The sequence below is a fragment of the uncultured Pseudoramibacter sp. genome, from assembly GCF_903789625.1.
GTDB lineage: Bacteria > Bacillota > Clostridia > Eubacteriales > Eubacteriaceae > Pseudoramibacter > Pseudoramibacter fermentans.
Genome location: NZ_CAIFFF010000003.1, coordinates 74,135 through 98,501 on the forward strand (window position 1 = coordinate 74,135; position 24,367 = coordinate 98,501).

At 44.8% G+C, this 24,367-nt stretch carries 22 protein-coding genes; all 22 read left to right on the forward strand.

The genetic code is table 11. The features are described 5' to 3' along the window. Positions 1-50: 50 nt before the first annotated feature. Positions 51-485 (forward strand): Rrf2 family transcriptional regulator, encoded by a 435-nt coding sequence (locus QZX60_RS02785; RefSeq protein ID WP_295361129.1) that lies wholly within the window; start codon positions 51-53, stop codon positions 483-485. After that, positions 478-1,617 carry a cysteine desulfurase family protein gene (locus QZX60_RS02790; RefSeq protein WP_295361132.1) on the forward strand — a complete coding sequence of 380 codons (1,140 nt, stop codon included), beginning with the start codon at positions 478-480 and terminating at the stop codon, positions 1,615-1,617. Before QZX60_RS02785 ends, QZX60_RS02790 begins: the two co-directional genes overlap by 8 nt. Positions 1,618-1,775: 158 nt before the next feature. Further along, positions 1,776-4,427 carry an alanine--tRNA ligase gene (alaS, locus tag QZX60_RS02795; RefSeq protein ID WP_295361135.1) on the forward strand — a complete coding sequence of 884 codons (2,652 nt, stop codon included), beginning with the start codon at positions 1,776-1,778 and terminating at the stop codon, positions 4,425-4,427. 118 nt (positions 4,428-4,545) lie between these two features. Next, positions 4,546-4,782, forward strand: a complete 237-nt coding sequence (locus QZX60_RS02800) for an IreB family regulatory phosphoprotein (RefSeq protein ID WP_235901580.1) — start codon at positions 4,546-4,548, stop codon at positions 4,780-4,782. A 59-nt stretch (positions 4,783-4,841) separates the two neighbouring features. After that, on the forward strand, positions 4,842-5,264 hold the full coding sequence (gene ruvX / locus QZX60_RS02805) for a Holliday junction resolvase RuvX (RefSeq protein ID WP_295361138.1): 423 nt from the start codon (positions 4,842-4,844) through the stop codon (positions 5,262-5,264). An 11-nt stretch (positions 5,265-5,275) separates the two neighbouring features. Further along, positions 5,276-5,434 carry a hypothetical protein gene (locus tag QZX60_RS02810; protein ID WP_295361141.1) on the forward strand — a complete coding sequence of 53 codons (159 nt, stop codon included), beginning with the start codon at positions 5,276-5,278 and terminating at the stop codon, positions 5,432-5,434. A 33-nt stretch (positions 5,435-5,467) separates the two neighbouring features. Beyond that, positions 5,468-5,731, forward strand: a complete 264-nt coding sequence (locus QZX60_RS02815; RefSeq protein WP_295361144.1) for a DUF1292 domain-containing protein — start codon at positions 5,468-5,470, stop codon at positions 5,729-5,731. A gap of 15 nt (positions 5,732-5,746) precedes the next feature. Beyond that, positions 5,747-6,487: a DNA/RNA nuclease SfsA gene (gene sfsA / locus QZX60_RS02820; protein WP_295361147.1), complete on the forward strand. Its 741-nt coding sequence runs from the start codon at positions 5,747-5,749 to the stop codon at positions 6,485-6,487. Next, positions 6,484-8,238 (forward strand): ribonuclease J, encoded by a 1,755-nt coding sequence (locus QZX60_RS02825; protein WP_295361149.1) that lies wholly within the window; start codon positions 6,484-6,486, stop codon positions 8,236-8,238. The genes sfsA and QZX60_RS02825 overlap by 4 nt, the downstream gene beginning before the upstream one ends. Positions 8,239-8,286: 48 nt before the next feature. Further along, positions 8,287-8,658, forward strand: coding sequence for a YlbF family regulator (locus QZX60_RS02830; RefSeq protein ID WP_295361152.1), 372 nt, complete (start codon positions 8,287-8,289; stop codon positions 8,656-8,658). A gap of 2 nt (positions 8,659-8,660) precedes the next feature. Then, complete coding sequence (mltG, locus tag QZX60_RS02835) at positions 8,661-9,809, forward strand: endolytic transglycosylase MltG (RefSeq protein WP_295361154.1); 1,149 nt, start codon at positions 8,661-8,663, stop codon at positions 9,807-9,809. Between the two features lie 44 nt (positions 9,810-9,853). Further along, positions 9,854-11,101 (forward strand): U32 family peptidase, encoded by a 1,248-nt coding sequence (locus tag QZX60_RS02840; RefSeq protein ID WP_295361157.1) that lies wholly within the window; start codon positions 9,854-9,856, stop codon positions 11,099-11,101. A 98-nt stretch (positions 11,102-11,199) separates the two neighbouring features. Then, positions 11,200-12,564: a trigger factor gene (gene tig / locus QZX60_RS02845; RefSeq protein ID WP_295361160.1), complete on the forward strand. Its 1,365-nt coding sequence runs from the start codon at positions 11,200-11,202 to the stop codon at positions 12,562-12,564. Position 12,565: 1 nt separating this feature from the next. Further along, positions 12,566-13,150 (forward strand): ATP-dependent Clp endopeptidase proteolytic subunit ClpP, encoded by a 585-nt coding sequence (clpP, locus tag QZX60_RS02850; protein WP_235901577.1) that lies wholly within the window; start codon positions 12,566-12,568, stop codon positions 13,148-13,150. Between the two features lie 35 nt (positions 13,151-13,185). Then, positions 13,186-14,463 (forward strand): ATP-dependent protease ATP-binding subunit ClpX, encoded by a 1,278-nt coding sequence (gene clpX, locus QZX60_RS02855; protein ID WP_295361164.1) that lies wholly within the window; start codon positions 13,186-13,188, stop codon positions 14,461-14,463. Positions 14,464-14,535: 72 nt separating this feature from the next. Further along, on the forward strand, positions 14,536-16,929 hold the full coding sequence (lon, locus tag QZX60_RS02860) for an endopeptidase La (RefSeq protein WP_295361166.1): 2,394 nt from the start codon (positions 14,536-14,538) through the stop codon (positions 16,927-16,929). Next, positions 16,916-17,512: a ribosome biogenesis GTP-binding protein YihA/YsxC gene (gene yihA / locus QZX60_RS02865; RefSeq protein ID WP_295361171.1), complete on the forward strand. Its 597-nt coding sequence runs from the start codon at positions 16,916-16,918 to the stop codon at positions 17,510-17,512. The genes lon and yihA overlap by 14 nt, the downstream gene beginning before the upstream one ends. Continuing rightward, positions 17,496-18,437 (forward strand): tRNA epoxyqueuosine(34) reductase QueG, encoded by a 942-nt coding sequence (gene queG, locus QZX60_RS02870; protein ID WP_295361173.1) that lies wholly within the window; start codon positions 17,496-17,498, stop codon positions 18,435-18,437. Before yihA ends, queG begins: the two co-directional genes overlap by 17 nt. A 40-nt stretch (positions 18,438-18,477) precedes the next feature. Next, on the forward strand, positions 18,478-19,977 hold the full coding sequence (gene gltX, locus QZX60_RS02875; RefSeq protein ID WP_295361176.1) for a glutamate--tRNA ligase: 1,500 nt from the start codon (positions 18,478-18,480) through the stop codon (positions 19,975-19,977). Beyond that, the gene (gene secD / locus QZX60_RS02880; RefSeq protein ID WP_295361178.1) at positions 19,978-21,240 is read left to right on the forward strand and encodes a protein translocase subunit SecD; all 1,263 of its coding nucleotides are present in this window, start codon (positions 19,978-19,980) and stop codon (positions 21,238-21,240) included. Positions 21,241-21,258: 18 nt separating this feature from the next. Then, positions 21,259-22,218, forward strand: a complete 960-nt coding sequence (secF, locus tag QZX60_RS02885; RefSeq protein ID WP_295361380.1) for a protein translocase subunit SecF — start codon at positions 21,259-21,261, stop codon at positions 22,216-22,218. Positions 22,219-22,254: 36 nt separating this feature from the next. Next, positions 22,255-24,357, forward strand: a complete 2,103-nt coding sequence (gene recJ / locus QZX60_RS02890; RefSeq protein ID WP_295361181.1) for a single-stranded-DNA-specific exonuclease RecJ — start codon at positions 22,255-22,257, stop codon at positions 24,355-24,357. Positions 24,358-24,367: the final 10 nt, after the last annotated feature.

The following is a 24,367-nucleotide window of genomic DNA, read 5'->3' on the forward strand; positions in this document are numbered from 1 at the left end:
GATGCAATTCCAAGCAAACAACTTGGAATTGATGCTTTTTGGAGGCAAAAATGAAATTATCAACAAAAGGACAATACGGCGTATTAGCCATGTGCGAGCTGGCTGCGCATTACGGGGATGGTCCAATGTCAGTCAAGGAGATTGCAGAGCGGCAGCATATTTCTGACGCTTATTTGGAACAGCTCTTTTCATTATTAAAAAAAGCAGGGCTGATCACCAGTATGAGAGGCGCGCACGGCGGTTATAAATTGAGCCGTCAACCTGATGAAATAGCGGTTGGCGAAGTGATTGATGCGGTTGAAGGACCGATTGAGCTCTGCGGGTGCAGCGGCGTGGAAAACAGCGTGCACTGCGGGCGGGAGATGGCGTGTCCGACAGCAGCGCTGTGGGGAGATGTGCTCCACAGCATCCGCAACGTCGTCGACCATCGTTCCCTTCAGGACTTAATCGTGCCACATTCTCAAACGGCAGATGAACATGAGTAAACAAAAAATATATTTGGACCACGCGGCGACGACGCCGATGAGCGCTGAAGTGTTTGAGAAGATGAAGCCGTTTTTTTCTGATACTTTCGGCAATCCCTCTGCGGTCTACGCTGAAGGCAGAAGGGCAAAAGCGGCGGTTGAGACAGCGAGGGAACAGGCAGCCAGAAGCCTCAATGCCAAGCCTGAGGAGATCTATTTCACCTCAGGAGGATCTGAGTCAGACAATTGGGCCATCAAAGGCATCGCGTTTTCTTTGCAGGACAAAGGACGGCACATTATCACGACAGCGATTGAGCACCCAGCGGTATTGAACACCTGCCATTTTTTAGAAAAGTTGGGATACGAGATCACATATCTGCCGGTTGACCCGTGCGGCCTTGTCTCAGTCCAGACGCTCCAAAATGCCATTCGGGAAGATACGATTTTGGTCTCGATTATGATGGCTAACAACGAGATCGGCACAATTGAACCGATTAAAGCATTGGCAGAGACGGCACATGAAAACGGGGTTCTGTTTCATACAGATGCAGTTCAAGCTTTTGGCAATGTGCCGATTGATGTGACTGATTTAGGCGTTGATATGCTCTCCTTGTCAGGGCACAAATTTTACGGTCCAAAGGGAACGGGGATTTTATTCTGCCGCCAGGGCGTCAAGCTGGAATCCCTGATTCACGGCGGAAAGCAAGAGAGTGGTGTCCGTGCGGGAACCGAAAATACAGCGGGCATCGTCGGTATTGGCGAAGCCTGTGAATGCGCCGTGAAGCAGTTATCTGAAAATTGCATACACGAGCGGGAATTGACACAATTTTTGATCGATCAATTGACGAAAATTCCTGGCATTTATTTGACCGGTCACCCGGATTTGCGCCTTCCCGGCAATGCGAGCTTTTACTTTGAAGATATTCACTCTGAGGCGCTGATGACGGCCTTGGATTTGGATGGCATCGAGGTTTCTGGCGGCTCGGCCTGCACCGCAGGGTCGATCAATCCATCTCACGTTTTAAAGGCCATCGGGCTGAACGACGAGCAGGCCCGCAACGCCCTTCGCTTAACCGTTGGCAGAGAAAATACGCTGGACGAAATGAAACAGACGGTATTGTCCATTCAAAACATCATCGAACGGATGCAGTGAACATTTTCGAGTAAAAAAATATAAATTAATGATGGCGTCAAGGCCTGTATCGATGATACTGCCTTGACTTTTTTTTTCGTTAAGTTAAAATTAAAAATGTTCTAAAAGATAAAATAATAATAAATCAAAGTCAATTTGAAAGGATAAATATATTCAGCATGGAAGCATTGGGATTAAATGAAATTAGAGAACGGTATCTGTCTTTTTTTGAAAGCAAAGGGCATTTGAGACTGAAAAGCTTCTCGCTTGTTCCGCACAACGACAAAAGTCTGCTGCTGATCAATTCAGGTATGGCACCGATGAAGTCTTATTTCACCGGAGATGAAATTCCGCCTAGAAAGCGCGTCACGACGTGCCAGAAATGTATCCGGACACCGGATATCGACAACGTCGGCAAAACGGCTCGTCACGGCACTTTCTTTGAAATGATGGGCAATTTCTCTTTTGGCGATTATTTTAAACCAGAAGTCATTCCATGGGCTTGGGAATTCATCACCAAGAATTTAAAGATTGATCCGGAAAAAATCTATGTCACGATTTATCTGGATGATGAACAGGCGCACGATTTATGGCGCTCGGTCGGCGTGAAGGAAGATCACATCAAACGCCTCGGAAAGGAAGACAATTTCTGGGAACACGGCACAGGCCCATGCGGTCCGTGCTCGGAAATTTTCTACGACCGCGGTGAAAAATACGGCTGCGGCAAACCGACCTGCGGTCCGGGATGCGACTGCGACCGTTACGTCGAATTCTGGAATCTGGTCTTTACCCAGTTTGACCGTGATGAAAACGGCGACTACCAGCCATTGGATCATCCGAATATCGATACGGGGATGGGCCTTGAAAGAATGGCGACCATCATGCAGGGTGTCGACAATATTTTTGAAGTCGATACGATCCGCCATATTTTAGACTACATCTGCAATCTTTGCGGCGAACACTACGGAGATGACGAACAGAAGGATGTCTCAATCCGCGTTATCACTGACCATATCCGTTCGGTCACCTTCATGATTGGCGATGGGATCATGCCGAGCAACGAAGGACGCGGGTACGTGCTGAGAAGAATTTTAAGACGTGCTGCGCGTCACGGCCGCCTGTTAGGCATCGACGGCGCCTTCTTATACGATGTGGCGAAAGAAGTCATCGCGGTTTCTGGCGATGCTTATCCAGAATTAAGAGAAAAGCAGGAAACCATTCAAAAGGTCATTAAAATCGAAGAAGAACGCTTCGACGCGACCATCGATCAGGGCCTCAATCAGCTCAACGCCATGATGCGGGAAATGAAGGAAAAGGATCCGGACAATCATATTTTCTCCGGGGAAGAAGCCTTTAAATTGTACGATACATTTGGATTCCCGTTTGACCTCACAAAAGAAATCGTGGAAGAACAGGGCTACACGATCCCGAAAGAAGAATTTGACGACGCGATGAATGCGCAGAGAGAAAGAGCGAGAACAGCCAGAGCGCAGAATGATACCGCGGTCTGGGCAGACGACCCGTTCAATCCTTTGGGACCGGATGCGGTCGACACGTTTGTCGGTTATCAGAAATTAAAGAGCGACGCTGAAATCATCGGTTTAATCGTCAATGACGAATTGGTTCAGGAAGCGCATCAAGGCGATGACGTACTGGTGCTGTTGGATCAGACCCCATTCTACGCACAGAGCGGTGGGCAGGTCGGCGATACTGGCCGGCTCGAAAGCGAAGACGGCAGCAGCCTGATTGAAGTCAACGACTGTCGATACGGGAGTCTGAAACGCCATATCCATTACGGAAAAGTGGTCGAAGGCGACTTCCACGTTGGTCAGACGATTTATGCACACGTCGACGAAATGAAGCGTTACGCAACAGCTAGAAACCACACATCGACACATATGCTGCAAAAAGCATTAAAAATGGTATTGGGAGATCATGTTGAACAGGCCGGGTCTTTCGTATCGCCGACGCGTCTCCGCTTCGACTTTAACCATTTCCAGCCGATGACCGCGGAAGAAATCAAGCAGGTTGAAGAAATTGTCAACCAAGCCATTCTCAAAGCGATGCCGGTGGAAACATTTGAAACGGAAATTGACAAAGCGAAGGAAATGGGCGCGATGGCCTTATTTGGAGAAAAGTACGGCCACATTGTCCGAGTTGTCAAGGTTGGCGATTATTCAATTGAACTTTGCGGCGGGACCCATTTACAGAATTCCGCACAGGCCGGTATGTTCAAGATCATCAGTGAAAATGGGGTCGCTGCTGGCATCCGCAGAATTGAAGCGACAACCGGGATGAATACCTATCGCTGGGCAGAAAAGGTCGAAAGTGTCAATGCAAAGGCCTCTGCTATGGTCAAGGCTGCCCCAGATCAGTTGATTGATCGGATTCAGGAAATGGAAGATCAGCTTAAGGAAAAGGATCGCGAAATTGCATCCCTCAAGCATCAGCAGGCAGATTCAGAAGCTGGCGAATTATTAAATAAGATCCAGACCATTCAAGGTGTAAAGGTGCTGATTGCCGAAGTTAAAGCAGAAGACGTCAACGAAATGCGCGATTTATCAGATATGATGAAGGACCGCATGGAAAGCGGGATCGTGGTATTTGGCAAAGCCGACACCGACAAAGCCAATTTGATCGCGACGGCAACCAAGGACATCGTGAAAAAAGGCTTCCACGCTGGTCAGCTGATCAAACAAATTGCCAAAACTGTCGGCGGCGGCGGTGGCGGACGCCCAGACATGGCACAGGCTGGAGGGAAGAAACCCGCTGCTTTAGATCAGGCTTTGGCTCAGGCAGAAAACATCATCGCGGAACAATTATCCGAATAATAAAATAATTTAGACTTGTTTTAATTTCAAACTTGCGTTAAAATAGACCAAGATTAAACGGGAGGAGAAAGGCATAATGGGCGTTAATAATCAAAATGATGTCGAACAAGGTACCATCATGTTCGATGCTGACAAGCAGAGAGGACAAGCGATCGATATGATTATGCGGTCTGTTCGGGATGCTTTGATCGAAAAAGGATATAACCCAGTTAATCAGATTGTTGGCTACGTTATGTCCGGAGATCCGACTTATATTACGAGCTATAACGATGCAAGAACGTTGATCCAGCGGATCGAACGGGATGAGTTATTAGACGAATTGGTAAAGCGTTATTTGGATAAGTTACCAGAATAACATTTAAATATTGATTTAAAGTCCCAGCAGAAATACTGGGATTTTTTTTTAGAAACAAAATGGAAAGAATACTAGGATTAGATATCGGAGACAAATACATCGGCATTGCCGTTTCTGACGGATTGGGCATTACGGCGCAGGGATACCGCACCTACAAACGGGGAACGCGCCAGGACGATCTGACTTTTTTTAATGATGTGATTGTACAATTTAACGTGCATACGATCGTTGCCGGTCTGCCGAAAGACATGAACGGCACGGAACAGACGCAGGCGAGAAAGACACAAAATTATTGTAATTTTTTAGCAAAGCGGTTAAACTGTTCTGTAGTTTACATCGACGAGAGATTGACCACAAAGGCGTCTGAAAATGTGCTGATTGAAGGCGGTGTCCATCGCAAGGACAGAAAAAAGTATATTGACACCTTGTCGGCTCAGCTGATCCTTCAGATGTATTTAGATCAAGTTCATGACAAGGCATAAGTGGCTTTGAAATGGCAAAACCGCAAAATTTAGAATTTGTCCGTCTTGTAGAAAAAGACGACGGCACTTACATGATTTTTATCGATGAAAATCATCAGGAACACGTGGTGAAAATGACTGATTACGACGATTACGGCGAAAGGCATTTCATTTTGGAACCGGATGATTGAAATAAAATATTTTAAACTAAAGGAAGTGAAAAGATGGAAAACCAAGATAATCACACCATTATCTTAAAAAATGAAGATGGTGAAGAACACGAATTTGAATTGGTCTGTACGCTGAGCGTTGAAGAAAATGAATACGCCATTTTGGCGGATTTGGATTCAGAAGATGCTGTAGCGATGCGAATTGAAGGCGAAGGTGAAACCGCAGCCTTAATTCCTGTAGAAGACGATGAAGAATTTGAAGAAGTTGCGGCGGCTTACGATGCGATTTCACCGGAAGAATTGGGATATTCTGAATAACGCCAAGATCGTAAGTTGGAAATATCAAAATATCCAGTCGTAAGCGGGAAATTTATCAGTAGACGCAATCGCTTTGTCGCAGAAATTCTCTTGACTTCGACCAATGAAAGGGTTGAGGCCCATGTTCCCAATACTGGGAGAATGAAGGAATTATTGACAAAAGATGCGGAGGTTGGATTGGCTTATTGTCCGTCCCCGACGCGTAAAACAGACTATACCTTGATTACCGTTCGTTATCATCAGATCTGGGTATGTATCGATGCCGTTGCGGCAAATCGATTGGTCTACCACTATTTGTCACAGCAAAAGGGAATAAGAAAGCTTCAGCGCGAGGTGACCTATCGAGACAGCCGGTTTGATTTAGCCAGAGAAGACGAAAACGGCTACGGCTACGTCGAAGTGAAAAGCGTCAACCTCGTGATAGAAACTTCCGATCATCGCAATCGATGTGCTTGTTTTCCCGATGCGCCGACAAAAAGAGGAACGAAACACATAATAGAATTAACTTCAGGATTGAAAGAGCATCAAAACAATGCCCTTTATTTTGTTGTACAAAGAAATGATGCGGATTGTTTCGTTCCCAATCAATTGACGGATCCAGAATTTACACAGGCGTTTCAAAATGCGAGACAAAATGGACTGGATGTACACGTCCTGCTGTGCGATGTGACGATCAACCAGATGAACGTCATCAAAGAAATTCCCGTATATGCGTTAGATGACAATGGCAATATAACGAAAGGAAACCACGATTGAACGAACAGAAACAGAACAATAATGGGAAAAAGAGCAGCTCGAAACGTCATAGCTGGTTCAGAAAAAAGAAAAAGAAAAACAACAACAATAATGGAAAAAGGCACGATAAATTAAAGGTTATACCGATCGGCGGCTTAGGCGAAATCGGGAAAAATATGACCGCCTTTGAGTACAACAATCAAATTGTGATTGTAGACTGCGGGATGATGTTCCCAGAAGACGGCATGTATGGGATTGACTCAGTACTGCCTGATTTTTCTTATTTAGTCGAAAACGCTTCAAAAGTTAAGGGCTTGGTCATCACACACGGTCATGAAGACCATATTGGCGCCATTCCTTATCTGCTGAAGAAAATCAATGTCCCGATTTACGCGACAAAATTTACGATGGGACTGATCGACCATAAGCTCGAGGAACATCGATTGATCAGTCAGGCTAAACGTCATGTGATTGCGGCGGGCAATGAAGTGACGATTGGCGATTTCCGAATTGAATTTATTCACGTCAATCACAGTATTGCAGACGCTGTGGCCCTCTGTATCAAAACGCCTGCGGCCACTGTTTTCCATACCGGCGATTTTAAAATCGACTTTAACCCGGTAGATGGCGATATCATCGACTTGCAGCGCATTGCCGCTTTGGGCAACCGCGGGGTCGACCTGCTGCTGTGTGATTCGACGAATGTCGAAGAAAATGGCTACGCTGGCAGTGAAACCGAAATTGGCAAGACCTTTTACGATTTATTCAGAGGCAATAAGAAGCGGATCATCGTGACGACTTTTGCGTCAAACGTGCACCGTGTCCAGCAGATTATCAATACGGCAGCGGTCTACAATCGAAAAGTAATTATTAACGGGCGCAGTATGGAGACGATGGTCTCGGTGGCCAGCGATTTGGGATATTTAGACATTCCGAAAAATTTGGTCATCGATATCCACGATATGAAAAAATACAAGCCGTCTCAACTGGTCGTGATTACGACAGGGTCTCAGGGTGAACCGATGGCGGCGCTCGGCCGAATGGCGAACGGCAATCACAAATATCTCCAAATCGGCAAGGACGATACCATCATCATTTCCGCATCTCCTGTCCCGGGCAATGAAAAGATGGTCGCTGAAATCATCAACAAATTAGTTGATTTAGGCGCTGAAGTCATTTACAATAAATTTGCTAACATTCACGTGTCAGGCCACGCGAAGCGAGAAGAGCTTAAAATTATTCACACACTGGTGAAGCCAACCTTCTTTATGCCGGTGCACGGTGAAGCGCGTATGCTCAAACTGCACGCGGATTTGGCAGAGTCTCTGGGAATGGACGCGAAAAACATCCGGATCCAGCAGAACGGGGATGTCATGCAGCTCAGCCATAAAGAATTTAAGAAAATCGATGAAATCTCGGCTGAACCTGTTTTAGTAGACGGCCTGGGTGTTGGCGATATTGGCAACATTGTCTTAAATGACCGCAAACGCCTGTCAGAAGATGGCTTGTTTATTGTGGCCATCACGATGAAAAATGGCAAGGCCGTTTCCGGGCCGGACATTATTTCAAGAGGCTTTGTCTATATGCGCGAATCAGAGGATCTGATTAACGGTGCGAAGGCGACTGTCCAGAAGGCACTGAAAAACTGCGAAAATAAAAAAGTAACGGATTGGAAAACCATCAAGAGCGACATTCAGGATGCACTCTTCAAATATCTGTACAAAGAAACACAAAGAAAACCAATGATCCTCCCGATTTTAATGGAAGCCTAAATGAAACTGGCCATGTTATTGGTTATATGATGGAGAATAATACGAAATATGAATATTTACGATGAGATCGATGAATTCACAAAAAAGCTTGAGAATTCACCCGAATGCATGCGATTCAAGGCGGCTCAACAGAAAATTGACGCTGTGCCGGAAATGAAAGAAAAGGTGGAAGCCTATTTGCGTGAACAGGCGATGACGCAGGCGCGTCAGGCGATGGGGATGCCATTGTCCCAGGAAGAAATTGAAAAATTTAATCAAAAAACGAGGGAATTGCTGACCATTCCAGAAGTTGCTGAATTTTTCCAAGCGCAAATGGCGATTATGCCGGTATTAAAAACACTGGCGGAACGCATTGCAGGCGCGGTCGGCTTTGATTCGAGTGCTTTTAACGGTGTGTTAGGTAATATCACAGGAGCGTAACCATGGCGAAGAAAGATCAATCTTCTCTATTTGATGAGCATACAACTAACGAGAATGAGACGAAAAATCTTTTCGCCGATTCTGAAAAAATCAAAGAACAAATGAAGCGTTCCCGTCGAAAGGTTTTCATTACGATTATTGTGATCGCGCTTTGTGCGGTGGGGCTTTGCGCCGGGTGGCGGATTTATTACAACAGCCAGCTTGAACCGGTCAGCAGCAGCAAGAAAAAAATTATTGTCGAAATTCCTGAAGGCTCCAATATCGATGATATTGCAAAAATTTTGTACGACAGTGGTCTGATTAAAAACCGTATGGTCTTTCAGAGCTACGCGGGCAGACACAGCCGGGGCATTAAGCAGATTAAGGCGGCGAACTATCGTTTTACGCCATCAATGTCATCAGTTGACATTTTTAACGCGATGTTAAACGGCAAGGATTACGATGGTGCGGTGGCGATCACCATTCCAGAAGGCAAGAACATCAAGGAAATCGGTGCGATTCTGGAATCGCGTCATATCTGTTCCTCAGCGGATTTCATCAACGAGACGAAAAAGGTATCGGAGTATAAAAAAAATTATTCGATTTTAAGCTCCTATCCGGATAACGCAGAAGGGCGTACCCCGATGGAAGGCTATCTGTTTGCGGACACCTATCAATTTACTTCAAACAGCAGTGCGGCTACGGTGGTGTCAAAGATGCTTGCTAATACCCAGAGCAAATTTTCAGACGCGATGCTGAAGAAAATATCGGACAATCATCAAACGGTCGATCAAATTTTGACAATGGCCTCATTAATTGAGATGGAGTCAAAATTAGACAGTGACAAACCGAAAATTGCATCTGTGTTTTATAATCGTTTGGCGAAAAACATGAAACTGCAGTCCGATGCGACTGTGAATTACGCATTGGGCGAAAAGAAAACCAATATCACCAATAGCGATTTGAAGGTCGATTCTCCGTACAATACTTACGCCAATACGGGCATGCCAATTGGGCCGATCTGTTCACCGAGCTTAAAGTCCATTAAGGCCGCGATTAGTCCGGCTAAAACAGATTATTTGTATTTTGTTTCCGACTCATCTGGAAAGACCTATTACGCAAATAACCTGCAGGATCATCAGGCGAACGTCGATAAATATTTAAATAATTAAATAATTAAAAGCACGCAGCCGCGTGCTTTTTTTGAGGAAGGAAAATGAATCAAACCAAAACGCCGGAATTATTAGCGCCGGCAGGAAATTTTGAAAAGTTAAAATATGCGCTCGCATACGGCGCAGATGCTGTTTACTGCGCAGGGAAGAAATTTGGACTGCGCGCCAGGGCAGACAACTTTGACGAAGAGACTCTTAAAGAAGCTGTCGCGTATACCCACAAAAGAGATAAAAAGATTTTTGTAACGCTCAATATGATCCCACACGATGAAGATTTTGAGGGATTGAGCGACTACATTCGGTTTTTAGATCAGATTCACGTCGATGAGGTGCTCGTTGCGGATCCTGGGGTATTTACGCTCGTCCGCGAGAATGCGCCGAATATGAAAATATCAGTCAGCACGCAGGCGAATAACGTCAATAGCCGGACTGTGAAATTCTGGCACGATTTAGGCGCGTCGCGAATCGTGCTTGCGCGGGAGTTGTCGGGAAAGGAAATTCAAAATATTTGCCAAAACAGACCTGATCAGATGGAAATCGAAACCTTTGTCCATGGCGCGATGTGCATTTCTTACAGCGGGCGCTGTCTACTGTCTCATTATTTGACAGGGAGAGATGGCAATAGGGGAGACTGTGCGCAGCCCTGCAGGTGGCAATATCGATTAGAGGAATCGAAGCGTCCAGGTGAATTTTTCCCAATTGAAGAAGATAAGATTGGGACGTTTATTATGAACTCAAAAGATCTCTGCCTTGCAGAAAGGATTCCGGAATTGATCAAATTTGGCGTCAACAGTTTTAAAATTGAAGGCCGTATGAAAAGCGCTTTTTACGTCGCGACGGTGGTGTCGATTTATCGCCGAATCATCGATGCTGCGCTGGCTGATCCTGATTTCACAGTGCCGCACGCTTGGGTTGAGGAACTGACCAAGGTCAGCCACCGCCATTACACCACTGCCTTTTTCGACCACAAGCCGACAGCCGATGCTGAAAATTTCGGCAGCAGCAGTTACACGCGCAATTACGATTTTTCGGGTGTTGTATTGGAAGATTTTTCGGGAAATGGCAGAATGCTGGTTGAACAGCGCGGCAAGATCTCAGTGGGCGATCACATCGAAGTGATTCAACCGGGACAAAGCGGGCAGAATGAATTATTTCTTTCCTGTCAAGTGAAGCATTTATTTGATGAGAAGGGCAATGCAATTGCGTCGACCCCTCACGCGAAGATGCATTATCAACTGGAATTCGATAAGCCGGTTAAAAAAATGTCAATTTTGAGGAAACGGCTGATTTAGCACAGGATGAATCAAAGTTTTTTCCTTGATTGAGAAAAACGCGTATGTTATACTTTAAAAATTGAATAAGAGTAATAAATAGTGGTTTGGAGGATAAAATGACTGCAAAGATTCTTGAAAATGAAAAAAATGTCGTTAAACTGGAAATGAGTATCCCACAGGATAAATTCCAGAAGGCGATGGATCAATCGTACAAAAAAAATAAAAAGTATTTCACCATTCAGGGCTTCCGCAAGGGAAAAGCACCGAGAAAAGTGATCGAAGCGCACTACGGCAAAGAAGTTTTCTTAGAAGATGCCATTGAATTCGCATTCCCAGAAACTTATCAGGATGCGATCAAGGAAGTCGAAATTGACCCGGTAACTCGTCCGTCTCTCGAAAAGGTTGAAGATGTAGGGGACAATGGCGCGACCTTTATTGTTAAAGTTGCCGTAAAACCGGAAGTTAAACTCGGCGATTATAAAGGCGCTGAAATTCCAGTCTTAGAACAGCCTGTTGACGATGCAGATGTTGAAGCACGTTTGAAACAGATGCAGAATCAGAACTCTAGACTGGTTACAGATGATCAGGCAGAAGCGAAAAGCGGCGACACTGTCGTGATTGACTACGAAGGTTCTGTTGACGGCGTTCCGTTTGATGGCGGAAAAGACGAAGGCTACAGCCTGGAACTGGGCAGCAATACCTTTATCCCAGGATTCGAAGATCAATTAGTTGGCGTTAAGGCGGGCGAAGACAAAGACGTCAACGTGACGTTCCCAGAAGATTATCACGCAGAAGATCTCAAGGGCAAAGACGCTGTCTTCAAGGTACATGTCGTTGAAGTTCAGAGAAAGGAACTTCCAGAACTTGACGATGAATTCGCAAAGGATGTCAGTGAATTTGACACTTTAGATGAATTGAAGAACGATCTGAAGGATAAGATTGCGAACGAAAAGAAAGAAGCAAGACTCAACACGGCAAGACAAGCTGCGCTGGATTACGCGGTTCAGAATGCAGAAATGGATATTCCAGAAATGATGATCGATGAAGAAGTCGACCGTGATTATGAAAATCTCCAGCGCCAGATGTCAGGTCAGGGCCTCACGATGGAAAATTATTTCAAATTTACAGGCCAGAGCAAAGAAGTCTTCAGACAGTCCATGGCACCGGATGCAGAAAGAAACATCAAAGCAGATTTAGTACTTGAAGCAATCGGCAAGGCTGAAGCAATCGAACCTTCTGAAGAAGAAATCGATGACGAAATCAAAGAATACGCACATGCGTTTAACCAGGAATTCGAAAAGTATAAGGAATCATTAGATGATCAGATGATGGAATACATCACGGATACCCTTAAACGCCGCAAAGCTTTAGATTTATTAGTCGACTCAGCCAATCAGGTTGAAGATTTTGAAGCGAAACAAGAAGCGAAAGCAAAAGAATCAGAAGAAAAAGCAGACACAGAAGCAGAAAAGGAAGACTAAAATGAATCTAGTTCCGATGGTTGTCGAGCAGACGGGATTGGGCGAACGCTCCTTCGACATTTATTCTCGTCTGCTGAAAGAACGTATCGTTTTTTTAGATGGTGAAATCACAGACGAATCAGCGGGATTATTGGTAGCACAGTTAATTTTTCTCGAAGGCGAAGACCCGGACCAAGATATCTATATGTATATCAACAGTCCGGGAGGATCCGTTTCCGCGGGCTTTGCAATTATGGACACAATGAATTTCATTAAATGCGATGTCTGTACGCTCTGCTACGGAATGGCCGCGTCAATGGGGGCATTCTTACTTGCAGCAGGCGCAAAAGGAAAACGTCAGGCGCTTCCGAATTCCGAAATTATGATTCATCAGCCATTGGGAGGAGCTCAAGGACAGAGCTCTGACGTTGAAATTCACGCGAAGCACTTGATGCAGACAAAAGAAAAATTAAATCGCATATTGAGTGAAAATACGGGTCAGCCGTTGAAAACAATTAAAAAAGACACAGACCGGGATCATTTCATGACAGCTGAAGAAGCGAAAGCGTACGGTTTAATCGATCAAGTGATTACTTCCCGTGAATAATTTTATGACTTATTACCCACAGAGGGAGAGAACGAATGTCAGAATTTGATTATACAGATGGAATCAATCAAGTGAGATGCTCATTTTGTGGTAAAACACAGTCACAGGTAAAAAGAATGGTTGCCGGTCCAGGCGTCTACATTTGTGACGAATGTGTATCACTTTGCCAGGAAATTATTGACAGCGAAGAAGAAGAGAAAACAGTAACCTACTCGGAAATACCGAAACCTCAGGAAATCAAACAGTATCTTGATGATTATGTCATTGGTCAGGATGAAGCGAAGAAACAGCTGGCCGTTGCTGTCTATAATCATTATAAGCGGATCAATTCACTCAATGATGATGACGATGGTGTTGAAATCCAGAAAAGCAACATTCTTTTAGTGGGTCCGACCGGTTCTGGCAAAACGTTGCTTGCACAAACCTTGGCGAAGATGCTGAACGTGCCTTTCGCAATTGCGGACGCGACCACATTGACTGAAGCGGGATATGTGGGCGAAGATGTTGAAAATATTTTGTTGAAGCTGCTCCAGGCGGCGGACATGAATGTTGAAAAGGCCGAAAAGGGCATTATCTACATCGACGAAATTGATAAAATTTCGCGTAAGAATGAAAACCCTTCGATCACGCGGGATGTCAGCGGTGAAGGTGTTCAGCAGGCGCTGCTGAAAATCCTGGAAGGCACAGTTGCAAACGTGCCGCCGCAAGGCGGCCGTAAACATCCGCAGCAGGAATTCATCCAAATTGATACCAAGAATATTCTATTCATTTGTGGTGGCGCATTCGATGGCATCGAAAAAATCATTGCAAAGAGAATGGAAAAGGGGTCCATCGGCTTTGGCGCGATCATTCAAAGCAGCTCTGAAATCGAATCAGACAAATTGATGAAACAGATCATGCCACATGATTTACTGCGGTTTGGCTTGATCCCTGAATTTATCGGCCGAGTGCCGGTCATCGCGACACTTGATCATTTGGATAAAAAGGCATTGATCAATATTTTAACAGAGCCGAAGGATGCATTGGTCAAACAGTATCAAAAATTATTTAGGCTTGAAGATGTCGATCTCCAGTTTGAAAAGGGTGCAATTGAAGAAATTGCGGTTCAATCGCTGGAAAACAAGACAGGCGCGCGGGGACTGCGCGGCATTATCGAAACGCTGATGCGTGACTTGATGTATGCGCTTCCTTCAGACCCAGACGTGACGAAGGTAGTCATTACCAAACAGATGGTTTTGGGAAAGGGCAAGCCTAAAATCTATCGGAACGCTCAAAAGAAAAAAGCTGACAATGAAAAAGAAAGCGCTTCATAAATAATCCATAGAAATTCAAGGCAATCTTTGTGAAGATTGCCTTTTTTAACATAGAATTAAAGGAGATTGTGTATGGAAAATGAGAATAAGGAAATGCATATTGATCAAGAGAACCAAAATGATCCATTGAACAATAGCCAGGCAGAGACTTCAAAAGATCTGCCGCTTATTCCTGTTAAGTCTATGAATTTGTTTCCGGGAATGATTCTGCATTTCGATTTAAACGGAAGCAAATCCCTCAAAGCACTCGAATACTGCATGCAGGCAGACCAGCTGGCTTTTTTATCTGAGCAAAAGGACATCGGTGTGAACGCGCCCTACCGATATGACATTTATTCAGTAGGGTGCATCGCGAAGGTGAAGCAGGTATTAAAGTTGCCTAACGACTACGCCCGTGTGCTGGTTGAGGTATTGCAGCGGGGTGTGATCGACTATTGGATACAGGACGATCCCTTTTTTATGGTTTCAGTTCAGCCTAAAGAATCCACTTTCTCCAACGATTCTGAAAGCCAAACGCTTTTAAAACTTGTTGAAGAAACCTTTGTGAGTTATATGCATCAGACAAAAAATGCCTCTGAAAATGTGCAGAATACCTTAGAATTACTGGATGAACCGGATCATCTAATCGATTTAATTTGCGCGAATATTCCGTTATCTCATGAAAAGGCTCAGGAAATTCTTCAGGAATTTGATGGGGATCATCGTTTAATGCTGGTCTATCAGGAAATGGTGAGGGAACTCTCCACTTACAAGATCAAGCAGAGTATTAGCGAAAAGGTCCGTTCTGAGATCGAAAAAAATCAGCGTGAATACGTTTTGCGGGAACAAATCAAGGTCCTGCAAAACGAATTAAATCACGCGACAGGTGAAGAAAGCGTCATTGAGGCATATCAAAAAAAGATTGATGCGAAAAATTTAAGTCCTACAGTTAAAAATAAGGCGGAAAACGAGCTGAAACGGTTATCTAAGACACAGCCGGGCATGCCGGAGGCCGGTGTCATTCAGGATTATCTGGATTGGATCCTGTCACTGCCGTGGGGTGAATCCACGGAAGAGATCATCGACGTCAATCAGGCGCGAAAAATTCTTAACCGGGATCATTACGCGCTGGACAACGTGAAAGAGCGGATTTTAGAGTATATTTCTGTGCTTCAGCTGACGCAGTCGTTAAAAGCACCGATTCTCTGTCTTGTTGGGCCTCCGGGCGTTGGCAAAACGTCGATCGCTAAATCCATTGCCGAAGCGCTCAATCGAAAATACGTTCGGATGTCTCTGGGCGGCCTAAGCGATGAAGCGGAAATCAGGGGGCATCGCCGGACCTACATCGGGGCAATACCTGGCCGCATCATTTACCATATCCGCCAAGCTGGCAGCAGTAATCCGCTGTTTTTGCTTGATGAGGTCGATAAGATCAGTCAAAATTTCCGAGGCGATCCGGCCTCCGCATTGCTTGAAGTGTTAGATCCAGAGCAGAACAGCACGTTTACCGACAATTATCTGGAGCTTCCCTTTGATTTGTCCCACGTCTTGTTCATTGCGACGGCCAACAGCCTGTCGACGATCCCGAGGCCGCTGCTGGATCGCATGGAAATCATCGAGGTGAATGGCTACATCGAGGATGAAAAAGAGGTGATTGCGAAAAAATACCTCATTCCGAAGCAAATCAAAGAAAATGGCCTTACCAAGAAACAAATCACTTTCAGCGAAGGCGCTATTCGGAACACGATCGAGTATTACACGAGAGAATCCGGTGTACGTGAGCTGGAACGGGAAATTGCGAAGGCCTGCCGGATCGCGGCGAAAAATGTCGTCAGCGGCGCCAAAGCAAAAAATCAGATCAATGTCAGAAACCTTGAAAAATACTTGGGTAAACAGAAATTTACTTTTGAAAAGGTTCAAAGCGGCAGCGTTGTTGGTCTGGTCAACGGGCTGGCCTGGACTGCTGTCGGCGGCGTAACACTCGAAATCGAAGCGCTCGCGGTCAACGGCACCGGCAAAACCTTCATCACAGGTAAATTGGGCGATGTTATGCAGGAATCCATTAAGGCAGCCATTGGCTATATCCGCTCCGTATCCAATCAATTGCACATCGACCCGGATTTCATCTCGAACAAGGACATTCACATTCACGTGCCGGAGGGAGCCGTTCCCAAGGATGGGCCATCAGCTGGGATCACGATGGCAACAGCGCTTATTTCGGCGTTAACTGGCCGTCCGGTGCCTCAGGATATTGCGATGACTGGTGAAATCACCTTATTGGGACGCGTACTGCCGATTGGCGGGCTGCGGGAAAAATTAACGGCGGCCAGCCGCGCATCCATTACCCGCGTGTTGATCCCTAAGGAAAATCAAAAGGATTTAGACGACATTCCAGAAAGCGTGCTCGGAAAGTTGGAAATTCATCCGGTTGAAAAAATGAGTGAAGTCATTCAATTTGTATTTGGTGAATTTGATGAAAGTAAATAAAGCAGAAATTGTGATCAGCGCGGTTTCGGAAAAACAATACCCAAATGATGCGCTGCCGGAAATTGTTTTGCTTGGCCGTTCGAATGTGGGCAAGTCTTCGCTGATCAATACGTTAATTAACCGCCAGCATCTGGCAAGAACCAGTTCAAAGCCAGGTAAAACACAGACCATGAATTTTTATCAAATTAATGACCTTTTCCGGTTCGTCGATATGCCCGGATACGGTTACGCCAAGGTGTCGCGAAAGGAAAAGCAGAAGTGGGGTGAGATGATTGAAAATTATCTGCTCAACCGCGAAAATCTCAAGAATGTCTTTTTGTTGATCGACAGCCGCCATGAACCCACAGAAGACGATGCGCTCATGTACAATTGGCTGAAATATTATCATCTGCCGACGCACATCATTTTGACAAAATTTGATAAATTATCTGCGTCTAAAAAGAAAAAATCTGTACGGCAGCTGCTGGCTTCATTGAACGTTGAAGCGGACACAGTTATTCCTTTTTCGGCTGTTTCAAAAGAAGGGGTTGAAACCTGCTGGCAGATTATTCAAAGCAAAATAGCTGATGATTCAAAACAATGAGCCCCTGACGGAAGACGCAATTCGAAGGCTTGCAGAAAAAATCGATATTCCAATCCTTGGGATCATCGACGCTGAGCCTATTACGGAGATGCTGCCTTATGAAAAACAAAGGCGTCAGGAGAACAACGGGATGATTCCCTTTGTGCGCACAAAGCCTGAACGCCGGATCGATTTTAAATCGGTTATGCCGGAAGTCAAATCGGTCATTGTGATTGGCATTCCTTATCCGCTGTTTCCCCAAAAAATCGAGGATTTCACCACTTACGGATACTTTTCATCGGTTACCTGCGGGAAAGATTACCATAAGGTCGTCATGGAAAAGATGGACGCATTGTGTGCGCGGATCCAATCTGAGTTGTCGGCAGAGATTCAAGTTAAAAAATTTGTCGACAACAGCCGTTTGATGGACAAGGCGTCCGCCTGGAAGGCGGGATTGGGATTTTTTGGGAAAAACAATTTATTGATCCACCCCCAATTTGGTTCGGCGTGGAATATTGGCCAAATTCTGATTGATAAGGCCATCGTTCACGAAGCAATCACGCCTATGGCAAACCAATGCGGGAAATGCCAAAGATGTATCGAAGCCTGCCCGGGTCATGCTTTGGGTAATCGGGGATACCAGTTGTTTTACGAACGATGCATCTCTTATCTGACACAGAAAAAGAAGTTAACAGAAACGGAAGAAAAAAGAATACGTTATTTCCTTTACGGCTGTGACATCTGCCAATGGGTGTGCCCTTTTAATAATCGGGAAGGGAAAAAACCAGAGTTAGACAGCGCAGTCAAGCTTGATGAGATTCTTAACTTATCGGAGAGCGAAATCAAAAGCAAATTTGCCGATCGCGCGCTCTCATGGCTCCCGCCGTCTGTCCTTGTTCGTAATGCGGGAATATTAAAAAACCGTTCTAAGACATCATTTAAATGATATAATAACAAACAACATTAACGCTAAGGAGAAGATATTAATGGTTAGAGTTCGTTTTGCACCGAGCCCGACAGGCAATGTCCATGTCGGAAGTTTGCGGACTGCATTATATAATTATTTATTTGCAAAACAAAATGACGGTACATTTGTACTACGGCTGGAAGATACAGACCGAACACGTTATCAGGAAGGTTCGGTTGAAAATCTTTTAAATGCACTTTACACAACGGGTGTTGTGCCTGATGAAGGCCTGCAGCTGGTTGACGGCAAGCCGATTGAAAACGGCGAATACGGTCCGTACATTCAATCGGAAAGACTGGATATTTATAAAAAATACATTCAGCAGCTGATTGACGAAGGAAAGGCTTATTACTGTTTCTGCAGCAAAGAGCGCTTGACCCAATTACGGGAAGAACAGAAGAAAGCCGGTGAAACCCCGCGCTACGACGGCCACTGCCGAAATTTATCTCCTGAAGAAGTCCAGAAGAGAATCGCCAACGGGGATCCTTATGTGATTCGATTAAAGCTTCCGGAAAATACCGACATTACCTTTGACGATGTCGTGCGAGGCAAAATCACGATTAACACGAAGGAAATGGACGACCAGGTCTTAATCAAAGAAGATGGATTCCCGACATATCATTTTGCGGTAGTCATCGATGATCACCTGATGAAAATCACCCACGTGATCAGAGGAGAAGAATGGCTCCCGTCTACACCGAAGCACGTGTACCTCTATCAGTGTTTCGGCTGGCAGCCGCCGACCTTTGTTCATTTGTCTAACATTCTCAATGAAGATCATAAGAAATTAAGTAAGCGTCAGGGAGATGTCGCGGTTGGTGACTTCTTAGCAAAAGGCTACCTGCCTAAAGCGCTGGTTAATTTCCTCGCGCTGCTTGGCTGGAGTCCGGAAGACGATCAGGAAATTTTCTCGTTGGAAGAATTGGAAAAGGCCTTTGACATCCATCGGATCAGCAATTCCGGAGCCGTCTTTGATAGAGAAAAGCTCAATTGGATGAATGGCCAGTATATCAAAAAAGCATCTGTCGACACCATCGTTGATGGCATTCAGCCGTTTTTGGAAAAGGCCGGGATGATTCAGACGGATTCAGAATCAGACAAAACAGTATGGTTGGAAAAAGTAGCTGAGCTTTTAAGAGACCGCATCGATTACTTTGCACAGGCGCCTGAACAGCTCGCACAAATATTGGACGACGATTACCAGATTGATACCTCTGATGAAGCTCAGGACATTCTGAACGCTGAAACAGTGCCGATTCTATGCAGCGCCTTAGATGAAAAAATGACTGCGGCGGATCAATGGAACGCGGCATATATCCAGAAAGATATTATTAAGGCGATCCAAAAAGAACACAAACAAGAAAAAATAAAAGGGAAGGCGCTTTACATGCCGATTCGTCTGATTTTAACTGGAAGCATGCATGGCCCTGATCTTGCCTTAATCATGGATGTTTTAGGAAAAGACGTCTGCCTTAGCAGACTTCACCATTACACGGCACAATTGAAAGAGGAAAAATAAGTGAAAAAGAAAATCAACACGAAAAGCACGGTTGGATTTTTCGCTTTTGTTGCTATTCTTATATTTTGTATGGTTGTGCTTTTCCACGGTATTTCAGTTGGCGTGTACGATATCGGGAATATCAAGGAAAATATGCATTACGGTCTGGATTTGACAGGCGGCGTCAACGTGGTGCTTCAGGCAAAGCCGACTAAAGGGAAAAAGCTGACCGACTCGAAAATGGAAGGAACGGTTTCGGCACTGAAAAATCGTGTCGATTCTCTCGGCGTATCGGAAGCAACAGTGACACGTCAGGGGAAAAAACGGATCCGCGTTCAGATTCCTTCGATACAAAATCAACAGGAAGCACTTGACTTGATTGGCCGAACTGCTCAGCTTAAATTTGTCGGGCCGGATGGCAAGACTATCTTAACTGGCACCCACGTGACAGATTCAAAGGCTGTCACACAGAAAACGAGCAGCGGGGTCGAACAGCCTGTTGTCACATTAAAATTTGACAGCAAGGGAAAGAAAGCATTTGCCGAAGCGACACAAAAATATATCGGACAGCAGATTACCATTAAATTGGACGACGAAGTTATTTCTTCGCCAACGGTCAACCAGGCGATTACCGATGGCGAAGCCGTCATCGAAGGCAGCTCTGATATGGACGAAGCAGGGAATTTGGCTTCTCTGATTCGCGGCGGGGCACTGCCGGTTAAGCTAACTACAGTTCAGGCGTCGACAGTCGGTCCGACTTTGGGGGCCAATTCACTCGACCAGAGTATTTTTGCCGGTGTGATTGGGGTCGCAGCCGTTCTCGTTTTTATGCTCGTCTTTTACAGAGGACTGGGCATCATTGCAGATTTAGCATTACTGGTTTTTGTTATGCTCGATTTAGTAGTGATGTCTTTAATGAACGTCACATTGACACTGCCAGGGATCGCCGGCATGATTTTGACCATTGGGATGGCTGTTGACGCCAATGTCATCATCTTCGAACGAATCAAAGAAGAATCGAGAAACATGGGACAGTCACTTTCCAGTTCAGTGAATGCTGGTTTTAAAAACGCGATGCGTTCGATTGTCGACTCAAATGTGACCACCTTGATTGCTGGTTTCGTGCTCTTTTTCATGGGGACGGGCTCAGCTCAGGGGTTTGCTTTGACGCTGGTCGTCGGGATTATTCTGTCGATGTTTACGGCTGTTGTCGTGACTCGTCAGCTGATTAAATTGTTCTTAAACACCAATTTAATTCAGAATCCAAAATTCTACGGTATATAATGGAGGGCAGATTTGAACATTGAGAAAAAAATTCCGATTATTGAAAAGACTAAAATCTGGCTCTCTATTTCACTGATTATGATCGCGGTTGCAGTCGGTGCGATTCTGATTCGAGGATTGAATTACGGCATTGATTTTGTCGGCGGCACCATCGTGACGATTGATCTGCATCAGACCTTTAATACCAAGGACATCAGAACGATTACGAATGCCTATGATAAATCGGCTGATATCACTTATTCGGGCAAAAAAAAGCATGAGGTCGTGATCAGCACAAAAGAAAGTTTATCGAACAGCCAGCAGAAAAAATTATTTACGTCTTTTAAGAAAAAATACAATTTGAGTAACAAGGATTTGGTCTCAGTTGATAACATTACCGCCAGCGTGGGGGCAGAAACGACACGGAATACAATCATTGCATCGATTGTGGCGGTCGTCCTGATGCTGGTATACGTGACGATTCGATTTGAATTTTATTTTGGGTTGTCTGCGGTTTTGGCGTTGATTCACGACATCGTTATCGTCATTGGTGTATACGCACTGTTCCAAATTCAAGTCAATTCTCCATTTATTGCAGCGATTTTGACAATATTGGGTTACTCGATCAACGACACCATCGTTGTATTTGACCGCATCAGAGAAAATGAAGGCTTCATCGGTATGAGCAACGAACAGGAGTTAACCAATTTAGTTGATCTTAGCGTTACGCAGACCATGAGGCGAAGCATCAATACCGTTGCGACAACGTTGGTGGCAATCATCGCGTTGTATATATTCGCCGTCGATGCGATACGTGATTTTGCGCTGCCGTTGATCGTTGGGATCACCTGTGGATGTTACTCTTCAATTTTTGTCGCAAGTCCGCTGTGGGTCATTTTTCAGAAAAAATCATCTAAATCTAAATTTAACACTAAAATGCAGAAAAGATCACGGCGCGGACAAAAGAACCGTCGGAAGGTTGAAAAGATTGAAGTCTAATGATGAAATAAAGGTCGAACGTAATTGTTCGGCCTTTTGTTATCTGTAAAAAGGAGAAAGTCATTGCAAGAGATATGGTGTGAGCGAATTGATTCCAGCCAACCTGAATTAGCGGCTGTGATCGATGAAATTGCAGAGGAATGCAATATTCCAAGAGCTGTTGCAAAAATTGCTGCAGCACGGGGGTGCCGAAATGGCATGGAGGCCATGGCTTATTTAGAGCCCAACGTAGAGGATTTTCACAATCCATGGGATCTGCCAGATATGCAAAAGGCTGTTGAGCGGATCTTATCGGCCAAGGAAAACGGTGAAAAGGTCTGCGTTTACGGTGATTACGATGTCGATGGCACAACTGCCGTATCGATTTTGGTCGATTATTTTAAATCACTCGGTATGGATGTCATGCACAAAATTCCCAATCGTTTAATCGAAGGGTACGGCATGAACATTGAGGCCGTTCGCAAATTAATCGATTGCGGCGTGAAGCTGATCGTGACGGTCGATAACGGCATAGCAGCGAAGGACGAAATTGCCTACGCTGCAGAACATGGAGTTGATGTGATTGTCACAGACCATCACGAGTGTCAGGGAGAACTGCCGAAGGCAGTCGCTGTGATCGATGCGAAACGTCCCGATTCTCAGTATCTATTTTCTGAACTTTGCGGCGCAGGCCTTGCTTTTAAATGCGTGCAGGCGCTGGAGGAAGGGCAAGGCCAGACGCGCGATTTGAGCAATTATCTGGAATGTGCGGCGATAGCGACGGTCGCGGATATTGTGCCGCTTCAAGACGAAAACCGTCTGATTGTTAAAATGGGTATTGAGTCGATTAATACCGATTGTAAAAATGCTGGGATTCAGGCGCTGGCTCAGGTCTCAAATGTGCAGGAAGTGACGTCGGGTAATATTGGTTTTGTATTAGCACCTAAGATTAACGCGGCAGGCCGGCTGGGCGAAGCGGACTGCGTTGTGGATTTGTATACGAAAAAAGATGTTGCGCAGGTCAATCAAGTTGCAGAATTCTTAAAAGACGAAAACGAAAAACGTCAGGAAATTGAAGCTCAGATTTACAATGAAGCGGTGCAGGCCATTAAATCGCAAAAGAAATATCAAGAAGTTTTTATCTGCGCTGCTGGGAAAAACTGGCATTCGGGCGTGATTGGCATTGTCGCCAGTAAAATTCAGGAAATTTGGTACCACCCTGTTATTGTGATGGGAATCGATGAAGACGGGATTGCAAGAGGGAGCTGCCGCAGTGTTGAAGGCATTAATATTTTCGAAGCGCTGTCGGGCTGTTCCGAGCTGTTCGAAACCTATGGCGGTCACGAGATGGCAGCCGGGTTTTCAATTAAAGAGGAGAATATTCCTAAATTAGAATCATTTTTGAAAGAATGGGCCAAGAAAAATCATTCGAGAATAAATCTGATTAAAAAAATTTATTACGACGGCGATCTTTCAGAAAACGATATTGACTGGGAATTGATGGATTGCATTTCCATGTGTGAACCCTACGGCGTGAAAAATCCGAGCCCGCTTTTTCGGTTAAGCCATATTTATCCCGAGGAAGTTAAAACGATGGGACAGGATCAGGCGCATTTAAGCTTTAAAGATGGGGATTTTAGGTGCATTGCCTTTTCGCAGGGGAAACTGGCATCCGCTTTACTGAGAGACTATGACGAAGGCATCGATGTTTTGGCTGTTCCAAAAGTCAATCATTTTATGGGAAACGATCAAATTGAACTGATGGTAAAAAATATTTTAATTCCAGAATTATTTGATCATGAAAAATGCTGGCAATATTTGAAAATCCTCAAAAATGCGTCGGATGCTGTGATCAAGGAACTGCCGATTTGGCAGTACGATCAAAAAGATATTTTACCGAATCGGGAAGAAACAGTCTGGGTTTATAAAATGTTGAAAAAATATGCAGAAAACGGTGTGAAATTTGATGCCTTGATGGATCGGAATAAAACCTTGAACTGTTTTAAGCTGCTTGCGATATTGGAAATATTTAATGAAATCGATGTGGTTCACTCAAAATTGAAGAAGGGGATCATATATTCAAAGATTCCGAAAGAACAACAAAAAAAGGATATAAAAAAAGCAGAGTTAGTGATAAAATTAAAAAGAAATATTAACTAGAATGTGGGGA

Excerpts from the sequence above, each read along its gene's own strand:
- alaS (WP_295361135.1), top strand. The coding sequence starts at position 1,776 with ATGGAAGCATTGGGATTAAATGAAATTAGAGAACGGTATCTGTCTTTT.
- clpP (WP_235901577.1), top strand. The coding sequence starts at position 12,566 with ATGAATCTAGTTCCGATGGTTGTCGAGCAGACGGGATTGGGCGAACGC.
- mltG (WP_295361154.1), top strand. The coding sequence starts at position 8,661 with ATGGCGAAGAAAGATCAATCTTCTCTATTTGATGAGCATACAACTAAC.
- QZX60_RS02790 (WP_295361132.1), top strand. The coding sequence starts at position 478 with ATGAGTAAACAAAAAATATATTTGGACCACGCGGCGACGACGCCGATG.
- QZX60_RS02815 (WP_295361144.1), top strand. The coding sequence starts at position 5,468 with ATGGAAAACCAAGATAATCACACCATTATCTTAAAAAATGAAGATGGT.
- QZX60_RS02840 (WP_295361157.1), top strand. The coding sequence starts at position 9,854 with ATGAATCAAACCAAAACGCCGGAATTATTAGCGCCGGCAGGAAATTTT.
- QZX60_RS02785 (WP_295361129.1), top strand. The coding sequence starts at position 51 with ATGAAATTATCAACAAAAGGACAATACGGCGTATTAGCCATGTGCGAG.
- lon (WP_295361166.1), top strand. The coding sequence starts at position 14,536 with ATGGAAAATGAGAATAAGGAAATGCATATTGATCAAGAGAACCAAAAT.
- clpX (WP_295361164.1), top strand. The coding sequence starts at position 13,186 with ATGTCAGAATTTGATTATACAGATGGAATCAATCAAGTGAGATGCTCA.
- QZX60_RS02810 (WP_295361141.1), top strand. The coding sequence starts at position 5,276 with ATGGCAAAACCGCAAAATTTAGAATTTGTCCGTCTTGTAGAAAAAGAC.
- queG (WP_295361173.1), top strand. The coding sequence starts at position 17,496 with ATGATTCAAAACAATGAGCCCCTGACGGAAGACGCAATTCGAAGGCTT.
- yihA (WP_295361171.1), top strand. The coding sequence starts at position 16,916 with ATGAAAGTAAATAAAGCAGAAATTGTGATCAGCGCGGTTTCGGAAAAA.
- QZX60_RS02800 (WP_235901580.1), top strand. The coding sequence starts at position 4,546 with ATGTTCGATGCTGACAAGCAGAGAGGACAAGCGATCGATATGATTATG.
- gltX (WP_295361176.1), top strand. The coding sequence starts at position 18,478 with ATGGTTAGAGTTCGTTTTGCACCGAGCCCGACAGGCAATGTCCATGTC.
- tig (WP_295361160.1), top strand. The coding sequence starts at position 11,200 with ATGACTGCAAAGATTCTTGAAAATGAAAAAAATGTCGTTAAACTGGAA.
- ruvX (WP_295361138.1), top strand. The coding sequence starts at position 4,842 with ATGGAAAGAATACTAGGATTAGATATCGGAGACAAATACATCGGCATT.
- QZX60_RS02830 (WP_295361152.1), top strand. The coding sequence starts at position 8,287 with ATGAATATTTACGATGAGATCGATGAATTCACAAAAAAGCTTGAGAAT.